Source organism: Streptococcus downei MFe28, assembly GCF_900459175.1.
GTDB lineage: Bacteria > Bacillota > Bacilli > Lactobacillales > Streptococcaceae > Streptococcus > Streptococcus downei.
On record NZ_UHFA01000002.1, the window covers coordinates 927984 to 947166 of the forward strand.

22 protein-coding genes and 2 pseudogenes are annotated in these 19183 nt (G+C 43.4%); 19 read left to right on the forward strand and 5 right to left on the reverse strand.

What is annotated here, in order from left to right; all coding sequences use genetic code 11:
• The first annotated feature begins 86 nt into the window (after positions 1–86).
• From DYE66_RS04535 to DYE66_RS04555, 6 genes and pseudogenes are all read left to right on the forward strand, one after another.
• Positions 87–578, forward strand: coding sequence for a GNAT family N-acetyltransferase (locus DYE66_RS04535; protein WP_002999976.1), 492 nt, complete (start codon positions 87–89; stop codon positions 576–578).
• Positions 579–973: 395 nt separating this feature from the next.
• A pseudogene (locus tag DYE66_RS11200) lies at positions 974–1523 on the forward strand (endolytic transglycosylase MltG); the annotation flags it as partial.
• A gap of 80 nt (positions 1524–1603) precedes the next feature.
• Positions 1604–2833: pseudogene (gene mltG, locus DYE66_RS04540) on the forward strand (endolytic transglycosylase MltG); the annotation flags it as partial.
• Positions 2834–2942: 109 nt separating this feature from the next.
• On the forward strand, positions 2943–3425 hold the full coding sequence (gene greA, locus DYE66_RS04545; protein WP_003000328.1) for a transcription elongation factor GreA: 483 nt from the start codon (positions 2943–2945) through the stop codon (positions 3423–3425).
• Positions 3426–3649: 224 nt separating this feature from the next.
• Entirely contained in the window at positions 3650–3940 is a 291-nt protein-coding gene (locus DYE66_RS04550) for a hypothetical protein (protein ID WP_003000162.1), read from the forward strand.
• 224 nt (positions 3941–4164) lie between these two features.
• The gene (locus tag DYE66_RS04555) at positions 4165–4518 is read left to right on the forward strand and encodes a hypothetical protein (RefSeq protein WP_244914163.1); all 354 of its coding nucleotides are present in this window, start codon (positions 4165–4167) and stop codon (positions 4516–4518) included.
• A 210-nt stretch (positions 4519–4728) separates the two neighbouring features.
• Here the strand turns inward: DYE66_RS04555 and yidC are convergent, their stop codons facing one another.
• A complete protein-coding gene (gene yidC, locus DYE66_RS04560) occupies positions 4729–5658 on the reverse strand; it encodes a membrane protein insertase YidC (RefSeq protein ID WP_115324955.1) in 930 nt (309 codons plus the stop codon).
• A gap of 379 nt (positions 5659–6037) precedes the next feature.
• Positions 6038–6316 carry an acylphosphatase gene (locus tag DYE66_RS04565; protein ID WP_002999768.1) on the reverse strand — a complete coding sequence of 93 codons (279 nt, stop codon included), beginning with the start codon at positions 6314–6316 and terminating at the stop codon, positions 6038–6040.
• A 57-nt stretch (positions 6317–6373) separates the two neighbouring features.
• On the opposite strand from DYE66_RS04565, the gene DYE66_RS04570 reads away from it, so the two are divergent.
• From DYE66_RS04570 to DYE66_RS04580, 3 genes are read left to right on the forward strand one after another with little or no spacing between them, the layout of a single operon-like run.
• A complete protein-coding gene (locus DYE66_RS04570) occupies positions 6374–7114 on the forward strand; it encodes a TrmH family RNA methyltransferase (protein WP_115324956.1) in 741 nt (246 codons plus the stop codon).
• A 38-nt stretch (positions 7115–7152) separates the two neighbouring features.
• A complete protein-coding gene (locus DYE66_RS04575) occupies positions 7153–7656 on the forward strand; it encodes an HDIG domain-containing metalloprotein (RefSeq protein WP_019782739.1) in 504 nt (167 codons plus the stop codon).
• Positions 7657–7705: 49 nt separating this feature from the next.
• Positions 7706–8410, forward strand: a complete 705-nt coding sequence (locus DYE66_RS04580; RefSeq protein WP_115324957.1) for a Bax inhibitor-1/YccA family protein — start codon at positions 7706–7708, stop codon at positions 8408–8410.
• A 260-nt stretch (positions 8411–8670) separates the two neighbouring features.
• Here DYE66_RS04580 and DYE66_RS04585 read toward each other — a convergent pair whose 3' ends face one another.
• Together DYE66_RS04585 and DYE66_RS04590 are read right to left on the reverse strand one after the other, a co-directional pair.
• On the reverse strand, positions 8671–9336 hold the full coding sequence (locus DYE66_RS04585; RefSeq protein ID WP_003000364.1) for a DUF6287 domain-containing protein: 666 nt from the start codon (positions 9334–9336) through the stop codon (positions 8671–8673).
• A gap of 134 nt (positions 9337–9470) precedes the next feature.
• Positions 9471–9647, reverse strand: a complete 177-nt coding sequence (locus DYE66_RS04590; RefSeq protein ID WP_115324958.1) for a DUF3042 family protein — start codon at positions 9645–9647, stop codon at positions 9471–9473.
• Between the two features lie 70 nt (positions 9648–9717).
• Between DYE66_RS04590 and miaA the strand changes: the two genes are divergently transcribed.
• The 9 genes from miaA to DYE66_RS04635 all read left to right on the forward strand — a co-directional run bounded on the left by miaA (position 9718) and on the right by DYE66_RS04635 (position 17647).
• On the forward strand, positions 9718–10605 hold the full coding sequence (gene miaA / locus DYE66_RS04595; protein WP_115324959.1) for a tRNA (adenosine(37)-N6)-dimethylallyltransferase MiaA: 888 nt from the start codon (positions 9718–9720) through the stop codon (positions 10603–10605).
• A gap of 144 nt (positions 10606–10749) precedes the next feature.
• Complete coding sequence (locus DYE66_RS04600) at positions 10750–12882, forward strand: Tex family protein (protein ID WP_115324960.1); 2133 nt, start codon at positions 10750–10752, stop codon at positions 12880–12882.
• On the forward strand, positions 12869–13306 hold the full coding sequence (locus tag DYE66_RS04605) for a SprT family protein (protein ID WP_019782744.1): 438 nt from the start codon (positions 12869–12871) through the stop codon (positions 13304–13306). The genes DYE66_RS04600 and DYE66_RS04605 overlap by 14 nt, the downstream gene beginning before the upstream one ends.
• A gap of 146 nt (positions 13307–13452) precedes the next feature.
• Complete coding sequence (locus DYE66_RS04610; protein ID WP_019782745.1) at positions 13453–13719, forward strand: PspC domain-containing protein; 267 nt, start codon at positions 13453–13455, stop codon at positions 13717–13719.
• 80 nt (positions 13720–13799) lie between these two features.
• The gene (gene hprK / locus DYE66_RS04615) at positions 13800–14729 is read left to right on the forward strand and encodes an HPr(Ser) kinase/phosphatase (protein ID WP_003000214.1); all 930 of its coding nucleotides are present in this window, start codon (positions 13800–13802) and stop codon (positions 14727–14729) included.
• Positions 14729–15523 carry a prolipoprotein diacylglyceryl transferase gene (gene lgt / locus DYE66_RS04620; RefSeq protein WP_003000504.1) on the forward strand — a complete coding sequence of 265 codons (795 nt, stop codon included), beginning with the start codon at positions 14729–14731 and terminating at the stop codon, positions 15521–15523. The genes hprK and lgt overlap by 1 nt, the downstream gene beginning before the upstream one ends.
• A 34-nt stretch (positions 15524–15557) precedes the next feature.
• The gene (locus DYE66_RS04625; RefSeq protein WP_115324961.1) at positions 15558–15959 is read left to right on the forward strand and encodes a DUF948 domain-containing protein; all 402 of its coding nucleotides are present in this window, start codon (positions 15558–15560) and stop codon (positions 15957–15959) included.
• The gene (locus DYE66_RS04630; RefSeq protein ID WP_002999761.1) at positions 15959–16378 is read left to right on the forward strand and encodes a YtxH domain-containing protein; all 420 of its coding nucleotides are present in this window, start codon (positions 15959–15961) and stop codon (positions 16376–16378) included. The genes DYE66_RS04625 and DYE66_RS04630 overlap by 1 nt, the downstream gene beginning before the upstream one ends.
• Before the next feature lie 465 nt (positions 16379–16843).
• Complete coding sequence (locus tag DYE66_RS04635; RefSeq protein WP_003000052.1) at positions 16844–17647, forward strand: DUF6612 family protein; 804 nt, start codon at positions 16844–16846, stop codon at positions 17645–17647.
• An 80-nt stretch (positions 17648–17727) separates the two neighbouring features.
• On the opposite strand, the gene DYE66_RS04640 is transcribed toward DYE66_RS04635, so the two are convergent.
• Positions 17728–18036, reverse strand: coding sequence for a DUF3270 family protein (locus DYE66_RS04640; RefSeq protein ID WP_002999854.1), 309 nt, complete (start codon positions 18034–18036; stop codon positions 17728–17730).
• A gap of 200 nt (positions 18037–18236) precedes the next feature.
• On the opposite strand from DYE66_RS04640, the gene DYE66_RS04645 reads away from it, so the two are divergent.
• Entirely contained in the window at positions 18237–19166 is a 930-nt protein-coding gene (locus DYE66_RS04645) for a peptidase U32 family protein (RefSeq protein ID WP_003000142.1), read from the forward strand.
• The last annotated feature ends 17 nt before the right edge of the window (positions 19167–19183 follow it).

Below are 19183 nucleotides of genomic sequence, written 5' to 3' on the forward strand. Positions count from 1 at the left end.
CGTGGGGTAGTTTTGATTTTCGAAGAGTATAAGTAGAATTAATGCTAAAAACTGGGACCTCCCAGTTTTTCATTTAGGAGACAGTTATGCTGATTAGACAAGTGAACCCCCAGGATTTGGGGGAGATAATGGATATTGAAGAGGTCAATTTTTCGCAGGAAGAGGCGGCCAGTCTTGCGGCTATGAAAGAGAGAATCGAGGAAATCCCTGATACCTTCCTAGTGGCTGAAATTGCTGGCCGAATTGTGGCCTATCTGGTTGGTACTGTCAGTCAGGAGCGCTACTTGAATGACGAACTCTTTGAACATGTTACTAGAAATCCAGCAAGGGGTGGCTTTATCCAAATTCAATCTCTTTCAGTAGCACCCAAATTTGCAGGACAGGGAATCGGTACAGCCCTTTTAGCAGCCCTAAAAGATTTAGCCCTGGCCCAAGGGCGTAAGGGCATCGGTCTAACCTGTCACGGGGAGCTTATTTCTTATTACGAAATGAATGGTTTCAGTGATGAAGGCCCTTCAGACTCCAAACACGGTGGAAACCTTTGGTATAATATGGTCTGGGAAAGTACTACTCAATAAAAATCAATCTAGCCAAGGCAAGGAGTAATGACATCAAGACACTAAAGTGACTGATGTCGAACGGCAATCTCCATAGCGATTGTCTAGCTTCCTTACTAACCTCACAAAGTTGGTAAAATCGACCAACTTTGCTATGCGTCGCATGAACTGCAGGTAGCTCAAAAGGTCTGGTAGACCTTTTGAGGTTGGAGATGCAGAAACCTTCGCTTTCCTCAGTAAGTACGGCAAAGTGAGTTAACGATAGGTAGTTTTGATTTTTGAAGAGTATAAGTAGACTCCATTAGTGTTACGACCCAGTGACAGGTCTTCTTAAATTGGTGACAAACCTTGTTAAATTTGCATTTACCATTAATTTAAGATATAATGGCGACTGATAACTATGAGGAGGACAAGCTTTGACTGATTTTAAGGATGATAAGTCAAAAGCTGCTTCTGGGGGCAAAAGCTTCAAGGACCAGATTTTGAATGAATTAGAAGAAGCCAATCGCTTAAAGGGTATCCAAGATGACGGGACTATTAAGTCCATCGTTGACAATCTTGACACCACAAGCAAGCGAGAAATCGATTCTGATTTTAATTGGCAAGAAGCTGCGGCCAAGCTAAAAGAACAGCAGGAAGCTGCAGCCAAGTCAGCCGAAAAAGAGCAAGAGCGTGCCTTAAAAGAAGCCCAAGCCATTAAGAAAATTCAAGAGGAAGAACATCTCAGAGAGCTCAACTCCTTTGGAGAAGAGCTTGAGGAGGCCGAGCCTTCGGAAGAAAGTAGCGCTTATTCTAGCCCTATTCCAACCATGGCCTCTGAGACCCTTGCACCAGAAATTTCTGATGTTGACCTTTCGGGCTTTACCATCCCCATCCCGATTCAGGATATTCATTCGGCTAGTCCCGAAAGCTTTAGCTCAGAAGGATCAGAAACTGACCAAGTATCTGAGCCAGAGGAGCCTTCTTTTGACTTGCATGAGGACCTGGCAGAAGCCGAGGAATTTTCAGACCTTGATTCTGATTTGGATGATAAGGATGACCCTGATTGGGAGCAAGACGATGATGAAGATGAGGAAGAAGAAACTAAGTCCTCCCGTCGTAAGGCCAAACAGCGCAAGCAAAAGCAAAAGAAGAAAAAGCGACTGGCCCGTCGGATTACCGGTTGGATTATTAGCCTGATCTTAATAGCTATCTTAGCGGGGGGTGGTTATGGCTACTACTATGTGAACTCAAGTTTAGCGCCATTAGATTCCAAGTCCCAAAAATATGTGACTGTTGAGATCCCTGAGGGTGCTGGTAGCAAGCAAATTGGCCAAATCCTGCAAAAGAAGGGGCTGATTAAGGATGCGACCGTCTTTAATTACTATACCAAGTTCAAAAATTATAGCGACCTCAAGAGCGGTTACTATAACTTAAAGGCCAGCATGTCTACTGATGAAATTATCAAGGAGTTGCAAGCAGGGGGGACAGCCCAGCCTACGGAGCCTAGTAGCGGTAAAATTGTTATCCCTGAGGGCTACACCTTGGAGCAGATTGCTAAGGCCATTGAAGACAATGCCAACACCAAGGTGAAGGGTGATAAGACACCTTATAGCTCTAAGAATTTCCTCAAGTTGATGAAGGATAAGGACTTCATCAAGAAGATGAAGGAAAAATATCCCAAACTCTTGGCAGACTTACCCGATTCTAATAAGGCTAAATATCAGCTGGAAGGCTATCTCTTCCCAGCGACCTACGATTATACTAAGGATACTAGCCTTGAGGACTTAGCGGACCAAATGTTAGGAACCATGGACTCCTACCTCAGCCAATACTATGATAAAATTAGTCAGTCCAAGTACAATATCAATGTGATTTTGGCCTTGGCATCCTTGGTTGAAAAAGAGGGCCAGGCAGATGAAGACCGAGCTAAGATTGCGAGTGTTTTCTATAATCGTCTAGATGCTGATATGCCTTTGCAATCAAATATCGCTGTGCTTTATGCCCTTGGCAAACTTGGCCAAAAGACTACCCTCGAGGAGGATGCCAACATTGATACCGATGTTGACTCGCCTTACAATGATTATAAAAATAAGGGCTTGATGCCAGGTCCGGTTGACAGTCCAAGCCTGTCAGCCATTGAGGCGGTTGTCAACCCTGCGGATACCAAGTATCTCTACTTTGTTGCTGACGTCGAAACCGGTAAGGTTTATTATTCCGAAACCTATGAGGAACATGAAAAGAATGTTGAGACCTATGTCAACAAGAAGACCTCAGACAGTAGCGAGAAAAAGTAACCGACTTAGCATTGTCCCACTTCAAACACAAACAGGAGTCTGTGACGAGAGTTTCCAGACTTCTGTTTCTGTGTTAATCCCAAAAATAAAAAATAGAAAAGAGATTATCATGGCAGAAAAAACATATCCAATGACCCAAGCAGAAAAAGAACAACTGGAACAAGAACTAGAGGATTTGAAACTCGTCCGTCGTCCAGAGGTTATTGAACGCATTAAGATTGCCCGTTCCTATGGTGACCTTTCAGAAAACTCTGAGTACGATGCGGCTAAGGACGAACAAGCATTTGTGGAAGGCCAAATCCAAATCATTGAAACCAAGATCCGTTATGCTGAAATTATTGACAGCGATGCTGTTGCTTCTGATGAAGTAGCCATCGGTAAAACCGTTGTCGTTCAAGAAGTCGGCACTAAGGATCAAGATACCTACTCCATCGTTGGGGCAGCAGGAGCTGATGTCTTCGCTGGTAAAATCTCCAACGAAAGTCCTATCGCTCAAGCCTTGATTGGTAAAAAGGTTGGCGACAAGACCACCATTGAGTCCCCAGCTGGCAGTTATGACGTTGAAATTGTTAGCGTCGAAAAAACAAAATAAGTGAATGAAAGGCCCCAAGCGAAGGCCTTTTTTTGATGCAAAGTTTTGGTTTATTTTAAGAAAGGTAAATGTTATGATAGACTTATGAAGTGAAGATTAAAGATGCCATACTATTTTTACACTACCTAGTTTAGTGAGAAGTTTGGCAAGCCAGATTAGTGGTTAGCGTAAGAAATTGAGCAATTTTAATAACCCATTTTTTTAATTTTTGAAAGGAAAGGTTTATGTTTTATTGGGATTGGGCCTTGGTTAAACTGATTCTGGTTTTTCTAATGGTTTTGCACTTACCTGAATTTATCGGTCACAAATTTTTTCAGAGACACCGTCTTATTTTTGGACTGGTTATGACCCTGCTTCAAGGCCTAGTCATGGCTCTGCTCTTCTACTTATTAGTTATGGTTACTGGCCATTATGTCTGGGAACATAGCTTAAGGCTACTCTTAGTTTTTCTTGTCTTAGCCCTTTTGCGTCTCTACATTTTTTTAAAGAAGAAGAGAGAGTTTTTGCCTGGTTAAAAAGTAAATTTACTGGAATAGCGGTTCTTACCTTAGTTTTTACCTACCTCTTATCAATGAATCTCTTTGGGGTTTATACGATAACAAATATTTCAGATCGCCACCATCACCTTAGCTATCAAATTAAGGATGTATCCCTAGCCTATCAGAAACTCTTTGTTTATCGATTGAAGAAAGCAAATCCGTCTGTTAAGACAGTTGACATTATCAGGGTGGATCGCCTTGTGGATGCAAACTATAATGATGAATGCAGGGATGTCCCCTACGACTTTATTGGTCAGGCTAGAGTTAACAGCAAAGAGACCCTATATTTTTGGTTCAGCTTGGAAAAAAATAAACCAAGTAGTGAAAAGAATGAAAAGGATGAAACCCTAGTAATCAGTAAAAGCGACTTAATTTATCCTTATAAAGAAGAATACAGGCAGAGAAGCCAACAAAAGTCCCTATCAGATTTGCAGAGTAAGGAAGCTCAGAAACTTTTAGGGACTGTGCGAGTAGATTATTGCTATCGTTTGGATCTGTTCAAGCCACATCTTACCCAGCATAAAGATGAGCCAAAGGAGGAATTTGATAACTAAAAAGCTTGAAAGTGAGGAGCTCAGAAGCAAAAATATTAGGCCCCTAAAGTAGCTGAGGTCTCAGTAGGTGTCTGCTATCTTTGCGCCACAGCAGACAGATAGTACTTTAGAAAATTTCAGATTTTGATTTTTGTTAAATATAAAAGCTAAACACTTAGAAAGGTACAGTAAACCCCATCTCAAGAGTCTGAGATGGGGTTTGACATTATCCTAGTTTTTCTTACGGTTTTGTTTGCCAGCATTGCGGTTTTTCTTTTTGCTGGTAATAGCGGGAGTAGGTTTGCTTGGGCCTTTTGGAGTGACATCCTTAGGGGCTGATTTGCTAACCTTTGGTGCTTTAGGAGGGTTCTTCTTGAATTCTTCTTCAACCTGTTTTCTAAGCCTTGGTTTGAAAATATAATTGGCAATCAGTTGTTGAATGATGGAGAAGATACCACCGACAAACCAATAGATGACGACGGCGGATGGTTGACTAAAGCCGAAAATTACCATGATAATCGGTGTCATATACATGGTCATACCAGCTTGTTTACGCTGTTCCTCAGGCATTTGTTGGGCACCTAACCAGGCCTGAATCAAATATAGGATAGCGATGATAGCCACAATTGGAATATCCCGATTTCCCAAATTGAACCAAAGGAAATTGGATTTCAGAATACCTGGTGTATAACGGGCAGCCCAGTACATGGCTGAGAAGAAAGGAAACTGGATTAAAAGTGGGAGGCAGCCCATGCCCCCTAGCATGCTAATGCCATTATCCCGATTGGCCTGCATCAGCTCTGTCTGAGCTGCCATCTTTTCTTCTTGGGTGGTGGCTTCCTTTAACTTTTTATTGATGGGTTCAAAGATTGGCGCTAGATGCTCCCTTTTGGCTGCTTGGTAGGCAGCGCTGCGTGATTGGTGAAGACCAAGTGGCAGGATGAGCAGACGTACCAAAACAATAACAATCACCAGTCCCCATCCATAGCCTAGACCTAGATTTTGAGCAAAATAGGTGATGAGGTTTGACATGGGTTTTCCTAGGAGGTTCCAGACCGTTCCAGTCGGTTTCCCATTAACCTGACGGACACAACCGGATAAGAATATTAAGAGCGACAGGGCGAACCCTGATAATAGTAGACGCTTTGAAGTTTTTTTCACATTAAGTTCCTCTATTTTTAGTAATACTGTTCTATTTTACTTTTTTTTAGACAAATACTCAATAGTTCCCAAGTAGGATTTTTTAATCTATCGAGTACTAGTTATGCCCTTGAAAATTCCGTCGTTAACCATGTCATCTGGAGAGCGGGACAAAAATCGCGATTTCCCAGAAATCGATTTTGTCGTCCCGCCTCCAATCAACCACTACGTCAATGTGCCTGATGCTGAAAAAAGTAACGAGTCTAGGACTGTCTGTCCCCCTCTCTTCAACCACTTAAATACCTAGCGGGAAACGCGGGTGATTAAGAAAGCTATCTTAAAAATCATCTCTTTTCAGTTTCTAAAATTATGGGCACTCTGACCTACTTACGAACCTACCTTAGTTGGCCATGCGAAAATCTGTAAAGTCTTCAAAATTGGCCATAGTGACATCGACATAAGTGACCTTGGACCAAGGGGATGGGCCTTTGCGAACTTCTTGGATGAACTTGGCCATTTTGGCTGAATCCTCTGACTGGGCCAGAATTTCGACGGTACCATCATCATTATTCCAAACCCGTCCATAAATGTCACCAATGTCTTTGGCTAGGATGAAGGTAGAATAGCGAAAGCCCACCCCCTGAACACGGCCAGAAACAATCATTTTAACTTTTTTCATATAAAATTCCTCCTTGGGACTGAGCTGGCTCTTTCCAAGATGTGCTATAATATTTATATGATTATTATAACCTCAAAAGCCAATAATCTCATCAAAAAGACAAAAAAATTATTGCAAAAGAAGCACCGAAAGAGCACTTACCTGATTGAGGGCTGGCACCTCTTTGAAGAAGCTAGTGCCAATGGTGCCGTCTTTGAGCATATTTTCGTTCTTGAGGATTTTCTTGAGAGGTTACCTAATCAAGAAAAGGTGGTTGTAGTGACACCTGAGGTACTCAAGGAATTATCGGATAGTCCAAGTTCCCAAGGGATTGTAGCAGAGGTCCAGATGGACCAGTCCTCTCTACCCGAGACTTGGCAGGGTCCCTACCTGGTTTTGGAGGATATTCAGGATCCAGGTAATCTTGGAACCATGATTCGAACAGCTGATGCAGCTGCTTACCAAGCGGTCTTTATTTCCGACAAGTCTGCGGATATTTATAATTCCAAAACCCTTCGTTCCATGCAAGGGAGCCATTTTCATCTCCCTATTTACCGTGGTTCCATGGCAGATTTTTTAGCCGGTTTCAAGCAGGCCGGTGTTCGTATCCTAGCAACGACCTTGGCAGAAGGCTCAATAGACTACCGTAAAATAGAGAGGCCAGAAAGTTTTGCCTTAGTTATGGGCAATGAAGGTCAGGGTATTTCTGAGCAAACAGCCAAAAAAGCTGACGACTTGCTTCATATTGACATGCCAGGTCAAGCTGAGAGTCTCAATGTGGCAGTAGCAGCTGGAATTATGATGTTTAATCTTATTTAGGAAAGTTCCTGCTAGCGATTAGCAAAGGAGGGGACAGGATGAAACCCTATCAGAAAGATAAAGAATTTATGGAAATCGTTGGACATTTGATTGATAATCCTAGATTCCAACGTTTAGATGACATTACCCATCACCATTATTCAACACGGATGAAGCATTCTATCAATGTGGCCTATACCAGCTATAAGGTTGCCAAGAAATTTGGCTGGGATGCCAAGTCAACAGCCCGAGGTGGCCTCCTGCATGATTTCTTTTATTACGATTGGCACGATACCAAGTTTAATAAGAGCCATGCTTGGGTGCACCCAAGGATTGCGGTCAAGAATGCTAGAAAATTGATTGACCTCAATAAAAAAGAAAAGGATATTATTCTCAAGCATATGTGGGGGGCGACCATTGCACCCCCTCGCTATAAGGAATCTTATATTGTCACCTTTGTCGATAAATATTGGGCCATTAAGGAGGGAACCTACCCGATGCGCCAGCGCTTCAAGAATCGTAAGCTCTTTAAGCGCAAACAGTTAGGTTCTCATAACCATTAATTTTTGCTAAAATAGAAGAACTTGAAAAAGAATTTGGAGGATACCTTAAATGGATATGAATCAAATGGGACCAAGTCCCGTCATTACACAGGCTGATGCTGGCCTTAGTCGTTTCTTCGCTAAGATATACGGCTTGGTTGGGATGGGCATTGGCCTTTCAGCTATCATCTCAGCCCTCATGATTTTTGTCTTTCCAGAAAACATGTATGCGATCAGGTCTGGTGGACGGATGATTTATCTGGGAGCCATCTTTCTTGAGATTGCCTTGGTCTTTGTGGCTTCAAGTGCCGCTCGTAGAAATACCCCTTGGGCTCTGCCCCTTTTCCTGATTTACTCGGCGATGAATGGCTTCACCTTAAGTTTTGTCATTGCAGCCTACACGGGAGCTGAAGTTATTGGAGCCTTTGTTAGCTCAGCAGCGGTCTTTTTTATCATGGCGGCAGTGGGTGCGACCATTAAGAAGGATTTGTCGGGTATGGCTAAAGCCTTGATAGCAGGCTTGATTGGGATTATTATCGCCGGTCTGGTCAATCTTTTCCTAGGCTCTGGCATGATTTCTCTCTTAATTAGCCTTGTTACAGTTGTGATTTTCTCTGGTTTGATAGCCTATGAAAATCAAATGATTAAGCGAGTTTATGGCCAAACCCGTGGTCAAGTTACCGATGGCTGGGCCATTTCAATGGCCCTCAGTCTTTACCTAGACTTCATTAACCTCTTCTTGAGTATCTTGAATATCTTTGGCCGTCGTAACTAGTGAAAGTTTAAAAGCAATTGACTACTCGTCAGTTGCTTTTTCTATTACTCTTAATATAGCAATCCAGAGTGGCCAAGCTGAATTTTTAGCCTTGATGCAGTTTGAGTAAAGCCAGAACCAGGTTCTACAAATTCTGAAAGCTGGATTTGCGGAGCTACTTGCTAGCTATAAGAGGCATAAGGGTTTGAATACCTAGAAAATCAAGGAAGTAAGCTAGGCTGTAAATAAAAAGCACCCGCTTTGGGGTGCTGGAATTAGTCTTATTGGCTGAGGCTACTGTAATCGTTCGAAGACTTATAGAGGACCTGGTTCTTAAATTGCTCGCTTCCGCCTTGGTCTAAAATGTCGCTATAGGCTGTAACGAGGCGATCCTTGCTAGTATCTGAAGGGTCGGCTTGGCCACTTTGAAAATGGCGTTCAGGAATGGCTTGTCCAGCTCCATAGATAAGGATGCCAAAGCTGCTACCATCATCGTAGGTGACAGTCATGAGGGCTTCTCCCTTACCGTCACGCCCGATTGTCATGGTGCCTCTAGTCCCAAGGACACTAATGCGACCTTGAGGAGAAATGACGATGACACGACCGCTGGCATCAGTCCAAGTTCCGGCAATAGAGCTATAATCCCCCTGGGTGAGTGCATCCAAGTTAAGCGATGAGTTTTCTGATGATTTTCCATCCTGCTTTTGCTCAGGTTCTTGCTTTTTGTCAGCTTGACTGGATGAGCTTGCTGATGATGAAGAGGAGGAATTCTTTTCTTGGCCCTTGGACGATTGACTAGACGATTTTTTCTGGCTAGACTTGCTGGTCATCTGGGTCTTGGTGCTGGACTTCGTACTTGTCTTGTGCTGACTGGACTGACAGGCCGTCATTCCTAGGCACAGAGCTAGGACTAGGCTGGCAGAAAATAGGCGAAAAGTCTTTTTCATGTCTTTCTCCTTTGGTATATTTATCTTATCCCTATCTTACTATTTTTTGAAAGATAAGTAAACGTTTTCAGAGAGATTTTCAATAATAGGCAAAAAGAGCATAAAAAAAAACAGCCTTAGGGCCGTTTGACTTATTAGCGGGCAATACGCTTGCGAGCTGCTTTTTTACGATTTTCTTCGATGAAAGCTGCTTTCTTTTCTTCAGGTTCAATGATTGTCTTTTTAACAGCAAAGACAGCACCTGCGACTGTAGCAGCAGTTCCAACGACACCAGTAGCAAGGCCACGGGCGAAAGCGTGTTTTTTAGCCATAATCGTTTCTCCTTTTTTCTTATGTTATAATATATACTAGCTAAAATTTAGATATATTTCAAGGAAAAAGATGAAAACAAAAGTAATCGTCGTGGCTGGTCCGACGGCGGTCGGCAAGACTGCTCTAGGGATTAAACTAGCCCAAAAATTTGGTGGTGAAATCATCAGCGGAGATAGTCAGCAGGTCTATCGTAAACTGGATATTGGAACGGCTAAGGCCAGTCCAGCTGAACAAGCTGCAGCCCTCCATCACCTGATTGATGTGCGGGAGGCCGATCAGACCTATTCAGTCTATGACTTTGTTCAGGAGGCTAGGAAGACTATTTCTGATTTGCATGATCGGGGGAAGTTACCCATTATCGTTGGGGGGACAGGCCTCTATCTCCAGAGTCTCTTAGAAGGCTATCATTTGGGTGGCCAGGTTGACCAAGAAAAAGTCCTAACCTATCGTCGAGAGCTGGAACAACTTTCGGATCAAGAGCTTTTTATTAGGGCGCAGGATTTGATAGAGACTATTGACCAGCCCAATCGCAGACGCCTGATTCGCGCCCTGGAGTTGGCCAAATTTGGAAGAAATCTAGTCAATCAGGAATCCAACTATAGGCCCTTACTAATTGGCCTCACCGATGAGCGCTCAAAGCTTTATGAGCGAATTAACCAGCGTGTTGATGCTATGATGGATCAGGGTCTGCTTGATGAGGCTGCTTGGCTATTTGACCATTACCCGAAGGCTCAGGCAACGAGGGCTATTGGCTACAAGGAATTCTTTCCTTATTTCAAAGGAGAAGAAGATTTACAGACAGCGACCGAGAAGCTTAAGCGCAATACTCGCCGCTTTGCCAAACGTCAGCTAACCTGGTTTAGAAATCGGATGGACGTCAAATTTTACGAGATTTCCGACCCTAATTTTGAGCAGGTCATTGAGCATGCGGTAGAAGAATTTTTGCAGGAGGACTGAGGCCAAGAGGCTCGTTCTCTTTTTAGTGTCGCTTATCTTAATGAGGTCCAGGCCTGTGTTCATAAATTTCTAATTTAGCCAAGACTAGTATCTCAAGTCAGTCCCATCAGCCTATTCTAGGCAATGTGGTATAATAGTAACGTTATGGAAATTTCAACAATAAAAGTAATTGCCCAAGAACTTGGGATTAAAGCATCACAGATTCAAGCGGTTTTGGATCTAACACAAGAAGGGAACACGATTCCCTTTATCGCCCGTTATCGCAAGGAGAAAACAGGCAACCTTGATGAAGTGGCTATCAAGGCTATTATTGATAAGGATAAATCCTTGAGGGCCCTGGCTGAGCGTAAGGAAACGGTTTTGGCCAAGATTGAAGAGCAGGGTAAGCTGACGCCTGAATTGAAGCAGGCCATCCAAACTGCTGACAAGTTGGCTGAGGTGGAAGAACTCTACCTACCCTACAAGGAAAAGCGCCGGACGAAGGCGACTCTTGCTCGTGAAGCTGGTCTGGCTGATTTAACTCGCTTAATGTTGCAGAATGTTCCTGACTTGGAAGCTCAAGCTTCTAACTTTATCAACCAAGGCTTCCCTAGCACTGATAAAGCCCTAGCGGGGGCGGTTGATATTTTGATTGAGGTCCTCTCAGAAGATAATCGCCTACGTTCTTGGACCTACAATGAAATCTGGAACTACAGCCTGCTGGTTTCCAGTCTCAAGGACCCTAGCCTAGATGATAAGCAGGTTTTCCAAATTTACTATGACTTCTCAGAAAAAGTTAAAGACCTCCAGGGCTATCGCGTTCTGGCCCTCAATCGTGGAGAAAAACTAGGTGTGCTCAAGGTTAATTTTGAGCACCACCTAGATAAGATTATTCGCTTTTATGAGGCTCGCTTTAAAATTAGGAATGCCTATATTGATGAGGCTATTAGCAAGGCTGCCAAGACCAAGATTATTCCAGCCATGGAAAGACGTATCCGTAGTGAATTGACCGAAGCAGCAGAAGATGGCGCCATCTCCCTCTTTTCTGATAATCTTCGTCACCTGCTTTTGGTCTCCCCCCTCAAGGGCAAGGTCGTGCTCGGTTTTGATCCAGCCTTTCGGACGGGGGCTAAGTTGGCTGTGGTTGATCAGACTGGGAAACTCTTGACCACTCATGTCATTTATCCTGTGGCCCCTGCTAGTCAGGCTAAGATTGTTAAGAGCAAGGAGGAGCTAGCTGAGCTTTTACGGACCTATCAGGTGGAAATCATTGCTATCGGTAATGGAACAGCCAGTCGGGAAAGTGAAGCCTTTGTTGCTGACATTTTGAAGGATTTCCCAGAGGTTTCCTATGTTATTGTCAACGAGAGTGGAGCCTCAGTTTATTCTGCTTCCCAATTGGCTCGGCAAGAATTTCCCGATTTGACGGTTGAAAAACGCTCTGCTATTTCAATCGCTCGTCGCCTCCAAGATCCTCTGGCTGAGCTGGTCAAGATTGATCCTAAATCCATCGGAGTTGGTCAATACCAGCATGATGTTAGTCAGAAGAAGTTGAGTGAGAATCTGGATTTTGTCGTGGAAACGGTGGTTAACCAGGTTGGGGTCAATGTCAATACGGCTAGCCCTGCCTTGCTTTCCCATGTGGCGGGTCTCAATAAGACCATTTCAGATAATATTGTGAAATTCCGCGAAGAAAAGGGCCGTTTGACTTCTAGGGCTCAGATTAGGGAAGTCCCTCGCTTGGGAGACAAGGCCTTTGAGCAGGCGGCAGGCTTCTTGCGGATTCCTAATGGCGACAATATCCTTGACAATACTGGTGTTCACCCTGAGTCCTATCCAGCTGTTCAAGAGCTCTTTAGTCGATTGGAGATTAGTCAGTTAGATGAGGATGCCCAAGAAAAATTACAAGCTCTTGATGTGGCACAAATGGCTGGAGATTTGGGCCTTGGTGCTGAAACTCTCAAAGATATCATTGCAGATTTGCTTAAGCCTGGTCGTGACCTGCGGGATGATTTTGAAGCACCGACTCTTCGCCAAGACGTCTTGGAACTCAAAGATCTAGAAGTTGGTCAGAAATTAGAAGGAACCGTCCGCAACGTGGTTGACTTTGGTGCCTTTGTTGATGTCGGTGTTCACGAGGACGGACTCATTCATATCTCAGAGATGTCCAAGAACTTTGTCAAACACCCGAGTCAGGTAGTTTCCGTTGGGGACATCGTGACGGTATGGGTTTCCAAGGTTGACCTAAACCGAGAAAAACTCAATCTATCTCTGGTGGCTCCAAGTGAATCTAACTGATTATGTCAGACAAGTCTCACTAGAAGATTTTGGACTAGTTTTCAAGCATGAGGCCTTTTGGAATCAGCGACTGCGGACGACAGGTGGCCGTTTCTTTCCCAAAGATGGGCACTTAGAGTTTAACCCCAAAATGTATGAGGCTGTAGACGAGTTGACCTTTAGAAAAATCGTTCGCCACGAACTCTGCCACTACCATCTATATTATGCAGGCAGGGGTTATAAGCATGGGGATGCGGATTTTAAGGTGCTCTTGGCTGAGGTCGGTGGCCTGCGCTATGCCCCCAAGCTAGAGGTAAAGCCGCCCCGCTATCTCTATCGATGCCAGACCTGCGGTCAACTCTATCCTAGACAAAGGCGAGTCAATACCAGCAAGTTTCGCTGTGGAAAGTGCCGTGGGAAACTGGTCTTGCTTGAGTCATCCTAATTTTTTTTAGACTAACTTTGATAAATCGGCCTTAGGGCTGATTTTATTTTCTTCTGGCTGGGGTATAATAGCCCTGTAAGCTGAGGGATGCTCTGAAATAGAACAGGAATTTCAGTCATCCAGTCTTAGGAAGTGAGGAAACCAAGATGAGTGTTTTGTATAAGAAAAGACAGGGTCGATTTTTGGCTGGGGTTCTAGCTGGACTGGCTGATAAGTTCGGTTGGGATCTTACCTTAGCTCGCATTCTTTATGGTATTTTTACTTACTTTTCATTTGGTTTTGGTGTCTTTCTCTACATCCTCTTAGCTGTCTTGCTTCCCTACAAGGAAGATGAAGAACGTGATAAATACGGCACTGGGCCACGTCGTCGCAAGGATGCGGAAGTCATTGATGATGACAAGTGGTTCTGGTGAGTCTCATTTTTGCCTTGGCTTGCTTAAGCTAGGGCTTTTTTGTGGTATAATGTTAGCATTAAATAGAAACGAGAAAGCCTATGACAGTTACTGTTGATATGCTGGCCAAGAAGATAAAATTGGAGCCAGTTTATACCAGACCAGAGCTTCTAGACAAGGAAATTACGACTTCCGATATTTCCCGTCCAGGGCTGGAGTTAGCTGGTTACTTTGACTACTATTCGCCTGAACGGGTTCAGTTGATGGGGATGAAGGAGTGGTCCTATATGATGACCATGACTGCCCACAACCGCTATTCTGTCCTAAAGACCATGTTCAAATCGGAGACACCAGCCCTTATTGTCGCTCGGGACTTGGAAATACCTGAGGAGATGATTAAGGCGGCCAAGGAAGGGGATACGCCGATTTTTCAGGCTCATCAGGCAACCTCCAGTGTCTCTGGTGAAATTTCCTGGTACCTCAATTCCTGTCTGGCAGAGCGGACCAGTGTCCATGGTGTCTTGATTGATATCTATGGCATGGGCGTGCTGATTCAGGGGGACTCTGGTATTGGTAAGAGCGAAACTGGTCTCGAGTTGGTCAAGCGGGGGCACCGCCTGGTTGCGGATGACCGTGTGGATATTTATGCTAAGGATGAAGAGACCCTCTGGGGAGAGCCAGCTGAGATTCTTCGCCACCTCTTAGAAATCCGTGGAGTTGGTATCATTGATGTTATGAGTCTTTATGGCGCCAGTGCTGTTCGGAATTCATCTCAGGTACAGCTTTCTATTTATTTGGAAAACTTCGAACAGGGCAAGGAATTCGACCGTCTGGGTAATGGCAATGAAGAAATCGAATTGCAGGGAGTAAGGATTCCTCGAATTCGCATTCCGGTCAAGACTGGTCGAAATGTCTCCGTCGTTATCGAAGCGGCAGCCATGAACCATCGGGCAAAGCAGATGGGCTTTGATGCCACCAAGACCTTTGAGGACCGCCTGACCAATCTGATTTCAGAAAATGGTGCAGATTGATGGCAGCACTTAATCCCATTGCCTTTCGATTCGGCCCACTAGAGATTCATTGGTATGCCATTTGTATCGTAACAGGGATGGTCTTGGCTGTCTGGCTGGCTATAAAAGAAGCACCTCGTAAAGGCATGACATCAGATGACATTATGGATTTCATCCTCTTAGCCTTTCCTATTGCGATTCTTGGTGCCCGACTCTACTATGTCGTCTTTCAGTGGTTCTATTACAGCCAGCACCCAGATGAGATTATTGCCATCTGGAATGGTGGTATCGCCATCTACGGTGCTCTCTTAGCTGGTGCTCTAGTACTTTTGGTTTTTTCCTATCGGCGTAAAATCAATGCCTATGACTTTCTGGATATCGCAGCACCGGGAGTTATGCTGGCTCAGAGTTTTGGACGTTGGGGAAATTTCTTCAACCAGGAGGCTTATGGCAAGGCAGTTGCTCAACTCAACTATCTGCCAAAATTTATTCGAGACCAGATGTATATTGAAGGGAGCTATCGGGTACCAACTTTTCTGTATGAATCCCTTTGGAATCTCTTAGGGTTTGCCATCATTATCAGCCTGCGCCATCGTCAAGGACTTTTAAAACGTGGTGAGGTAGCCTGGTTTTATCTGGTATGGTATGGTTGCGGTCGTTTTGTCATTGAAGGCTTGCGAACGGACAGTCTGATGTTAGGAAGCCTGCGAGTTTCCCAATGGTTGTCCTTAGTCCTAGTTATCCTGGGACTAGTCATGACCTATTATGGCCGAAAGAAGGCTGGTCAACCCGATTATCAACAAGTGAAGAATTAAATACGAATAAGTAGGAGAAAAATAGGAGTAAAAAATGGTAGGATATGCAATGTTAATTATCGCCCTGGCCTTTGTAGCCTTGGTCATCTATTTGGCCATCGTTTTACATAAGGTAGCAGGGACAGTTGATGAAACGAAACGGACTCTGACGGTTCTGACAGCAGATGTGGATGTTACCCTTCATCAGACCAATGATTTAATTGCCAAGGCCAATGTTTTGGTAGATGATATCAACGGTAAGGTGGCGACTATTGATCCACTCTTTGATGCCGTGGCAGACCTATCCCTAAGCGTGTCTGATCTTAACAATCAGGCCCGAGTCTTGGGCAAGAAGGCCAGCAATGTCGGTTCTAATGTAGCCAAGGCCGGGACAGCAGCGACAGCCCTTCGCTTTGCTAGCAAGTTATTTAAGAGTCGAAAGAAGGAGGAAGAATAATGGGAAAATTTTTAAAAACCTTGGTTTCTAGTGCCGCTGTTGGTGCGGCAGTTGGTTATTTCCTGACCACCAAAAAGGGAAAGGAATTAAAGGATAAGGCTTTAGATTTTGCTAATGACTACAAGGAAAATCCTGAGGCCTATAATCAAGCTGCCAAAGAAAAGGCCAGTCAGTACAAGGATGTGGCGGTTAACACTTTTAATGATTATAAGGAAAAATTTGAAACAGGCGAGTTGACCAAGGAAGACGTCCTAGATGTTGCCAAGGAAAAGGCCGTCCAGGCAACTGAATTTGCCAACGACCAAGTCGTCGCCTTCCGTGACAAGATTGCCAAGGCTAAAGCTGCCTCAGCGACCGAAACCAGGGCTGAGGTAGATGACATTGTGATTGACTACCCTGACCAAACAACTGAAGAATAAGAAAAATAAGGTGAGAGTGGGACAGAAATCAGTATTTCGGAGAAATTGATTTACCTCACTCTTTAATTTCAAGGTTCGGAAAGAAATAGTCTGGGGATAGACTATTTCTTTCCCACCTCCGCACAGTTGATTAGGATGGCTGCTATCTCTTGCATAGCAAGGGATAAGGACCTCACCGCCACTTCGTTGGTATGTGATTGGTTAAATGCTAAAGCATAAAGCTAATCATCACAAATCAACCACTGCGTCAAGCGTTTAATACGGCATAAAAATAAGATGAAGCTGAGACATCCTGTCCCAGCTTCATCTTGTTTTTTTATTCTCAATTGAAAGTAAAATGAGAATAAGGCGACTATTTTGATTCTTTTAAATTTTGTTAAAAAGGCTAACTGGTAATGAAAGGGCTTTCATTTTATGTTAAACTTAGGTTATTGGAACTAGCTCAACTGGAAGGAGGACGATTTGATGAAAAAGTCTAAAAAAATTGCCATTCTTATATTCCTTAGTCTCCTATTTTTAGGAGCCTGTCATAGCAAGCTGACCAATAAGCAAAAAACTGATCAGAATATGACGGTTAGTCAGTTGATAAAAAAGGCTAAGACAGCAAATAAGAAGGTTGAAACGGTTCATTTTGATATGTCTCTAGTGACCAATTCTCTTGGAAAGAAAAAGAGTCAGACCATGAAGGCCGACCTTGATTATGGTAAGGCGTCTGATAATCTGGAGAAGGTGAGTGGAGAAATTAAAACTATACAGGGAGGCGCAAGCAATTATCAAGAGTTTATCCTACCAGGTGATGGAGCTTATTTTAGAGATGACAAAGGAGCAAGTTGGACCTATAAAGATTTGACCGATTACGATGTTGACCCAGATTACTTTGACTTTCTGGACATTGTTTATTCTATGAAGGATGACCTCAAGCTAAAAGATGATGGCGACAATTATACTGTGGAGCTCAAGAGCCAAAATGTGGATTTATTGTCCCTCTTTGAAGATGAGTTAAACTTATCCCTCACAGGTTATAGTCAGTCAAGTATGAAGAAAACCTTTGATAAGGAGAATTTTCGGCTGAAAGCCTTTGAGCTTAAAATGGTCAGCAAGTCACGGAGGAGCCGAATATCCATTGAGGTTGAGTCTAAGTATTCTAAATGGAATAAGGTTAGCCAATCTAAATTCGATGCCCCTAGCGATGTCAGTGATGATACACCTGATAGTAGTGATGCTTCTAATAATATCAATGATAATCAAGAATTTTCCGATGTTAGTTAACAGTCGCCTCGGAAAGTATCAAATTTGATTTTAAGCAAGTAAAATTTCCGATAAAAAAATAGTCCGATTCATGAATCGGGCTATTTCTTCTTCATAGATAGAATAAAGGTTGAGATGGTCGATGTAATTGCAATACCTAGTAGAACAGCCAGACTGAAAGCTACTAGTGTTCCCATCCCCATGGTTAAAAAGAGGAAGGTTAGAAGGACTGAAGAGATAGAAAAGAGAGCAATTCGTGCGAAAAATAGAAGTTCTCGTAATTTAGCGCTCTGTGTATCGACTTGGTAAAATTCTTGATATTTTGGTTGGTTTTGTTTGCTTTGATTGGATTGGTTTTGTGATTCTTGATTAGGGTAATAATCAAAATCATCTTGGCGTTGGGCTACCATAGCTTTCTCCTTTCCACTGGAGTAGTGGTGTAACCTTGTTACTTAGGTAACATTCTATCATAAATTATTAAAATTGTCATAGAAATTTGGTTGGATTGTCCTAGGCTTAAGCTTGCTTTAACAAGGAAAAAGAGAAGGACAGGATTATAAATTCAAAACCTCCCAGATTTTCTTAGAAAATTTGATATAATAATAAGGCTATGGAAAAAATTATTATTACTGCAACGGCAGAGAGCTTGGAGCAGGCTGAGGCCCTAGTGAAAATCGGTGTGGATCGGATTTATGTGGGTGATAAGGCCTTTGGCCTTCGCCTACCCAAGACCTTCTCTGATAAGGATTTACGAAAAATTGCCCAGCTGGTTCATGAAGCTGGTAAGGAAATGACAGTCGCTGTCAATGCTCTTATGCACCAAGGGATGATGGATGCTCTGCCAGCATACCTTGATTTTCTGGAAGAATTTGGGGCTGATTATATCACAGTTGGTGATGCCGGGGTCATCTATATCTGTCAAAGAGATCAGCGCCCCTTTAAGTTGATTTATGATGCTTCAACCATGGTGACTTCGAGTCGCCAGGTCAATTTCTGGGGCAAGACAGGGGGCGTTTCAGAAGCTGTTTTGGCTAGGGAAATCCCTTCGGCGGAACTCTTTAAGATGTCGGAAAATCTGGAAATCCCTGCTGAAATTTTGGTTTATGGTGCTAGCGTTATCCACCATTCCAAGCGTCCTCTTTTGCAAAATTACTACAATTTCACCCACATTGATGATGAAAAAACACGGCAACGGGATCTCTTTTTGGCAGAACCTAGTGATAAGGATTCCCACTACTCTATCTATGAGGATAACCACGGGACTCATATTTTCGCCAACAATGATATTGACTTGATGATCAAGTTATCTGAACTGGTGGAACATGGCTACAATCATTGGAAGCTGGATGGCATCTATTGTCCTGGTGAGAATTTTACGAAGATTGTAGACTACTTTATCAAAGCCAGAGATTTATTAGAAGCTGGTCAATGGTCCAGCGACCAGGCCTATCTTTTCGATGAAGAAATCCGTAAGCTCCACCCTGCCAATCGGGATTTGGACACTGGTTTCTACGACTTTGATCCAGACTTAGTTAAATAGATACGAAAAGGATATGA

Bases quoted from the DNA above. Each gene is read 5' to 3' on its own strand.
- DYE66_RS04645 (WP_003000142.1), top strand. From the start codon at position 18,237: ATGGAAAAAATTATTATTACTGCAACGGCAGAGAGCTTGGAGCAGGCT.
- DYE66_RS04580 (WP_115324957.1), top strand. From the start codon at position 7,706: ATGGATATGAATCAAATGGGACCAAGTCCCGTCATTACACAGGCTGAT.
- greA (WP_003000328.1), top strand. From the start codon at position 2,943: ATGGCAGAAAAAACATATCCAATGACCCAAGCAGAAAAAGAACAACTG.
- DYE66_RS04550 (WP_003000162.1), top strand. From the start codon at position 3,650: ATGTTTTATTGGGATTGGGCCTTGGTTAAACTGATTCTGGTTTTTCTA.
- DYE66_RS04590 (WP_115324958.1), bottom strand. From the start codon at position 9,647: ATGGCTAAAAAACACGCTTTCGCCCGTGGCCTTGCTACTGGTGTCGTT.
- DYE66_RS04635 (WP_003000052.1), top strand. From the start codon at position 16,844: ATGAAAAAGTCTAAAAAAATTGCCATTCTTATATTCCTTAGTCTCCTA.
- DYE66_RS04535 (WP_002999976.1), top strand. From the start codon at position 87: ATGCTGATTAGACAAGTGAACCCCCAGGATTTGGGGGAGATAATGGAT.
- DYE66_RS04625 (WP_115324961.1), top strand. From the start codon at position 15,558: ATGGTAGGATATGCAATGTTAATTATCGCCCTGGCCTTTGTAGCCTTG.
- DYE66_RS04585 (WP_003000364.1), bottom strand. From the start codon at position 9,336: ATGAAAAAGACTTTTCGCCTATTTTCTGCCAGCCTAGTCCTAGCTCTG.
- miaA (WP_115324959.1), top strand. From the start codon at position 9,718: ATGAAAACAAAAGTAATCGTCGTGGCTGGTCCGACGGCGGTCGGCAAG.
- DYE66_RS04640 (WP_002999854.1), bottom strand. From the start codon at position 18,036: ATGGTAGCCCAACGCCAAGATGATTTTGATTATTACCCTAATCAAGAA.
- DYE66_RS04565 (WP_002999768.1), bottom strand. From the start codon at position 6,316: ATGAAAAAAGTTAAAATGATTGTTTCTGGCCGTGTTCAGGGGGTGGGC.
- DYE66_RS04630 (WP_002999761.1), top strand. From the start codon at position 15,959: ATGGGAAAATTTTTAAAAACCTTGGTTTCTAGTGCCGCTGTTGGTGCG.
- lgt (WP_003000504.1), top strand. From the start codon at position 14,729: ATGGCAGCACTTAATCCCATTGCCTTTCGATTCGGCCCACTAGAGATT.
- DYE66_RS04575 (WP_019782739.1), top strand. From the start codon at position 7,153: ATGAAACCCTATCAGAAAGATAAAGAATTTATGGAAATCGTTGGACAT.
- DYE66_RS04600 (WP_115324960.1), top strand. From the start codon at position 10,750: ATGGAAATTTCAACAATAAAAGTAATTGCCCAAGAACTTGGGATTAAA.
- hprK (WP_003000214.1), top strand. From the start codon at position 13,800: ATGACAGTTACTGTTGATATGCTGGCCAAGAAGATAAAATTGGAGCCA.
- DYE66_RS04570 (WP_115324956.1), top strand. From the start codon at position 6,374: ATGATTATTATAACCTCAAAAGCCAATAATCTCATCAAAAAGACAAAA.
- DYE66_RS04610 (WP_019782745.1), top strand. From the start codon at position 13,453: ATGAGTGTTTTGTATAAGAAAAGACAGGGTCGATTTTTGGCTGGGGTT.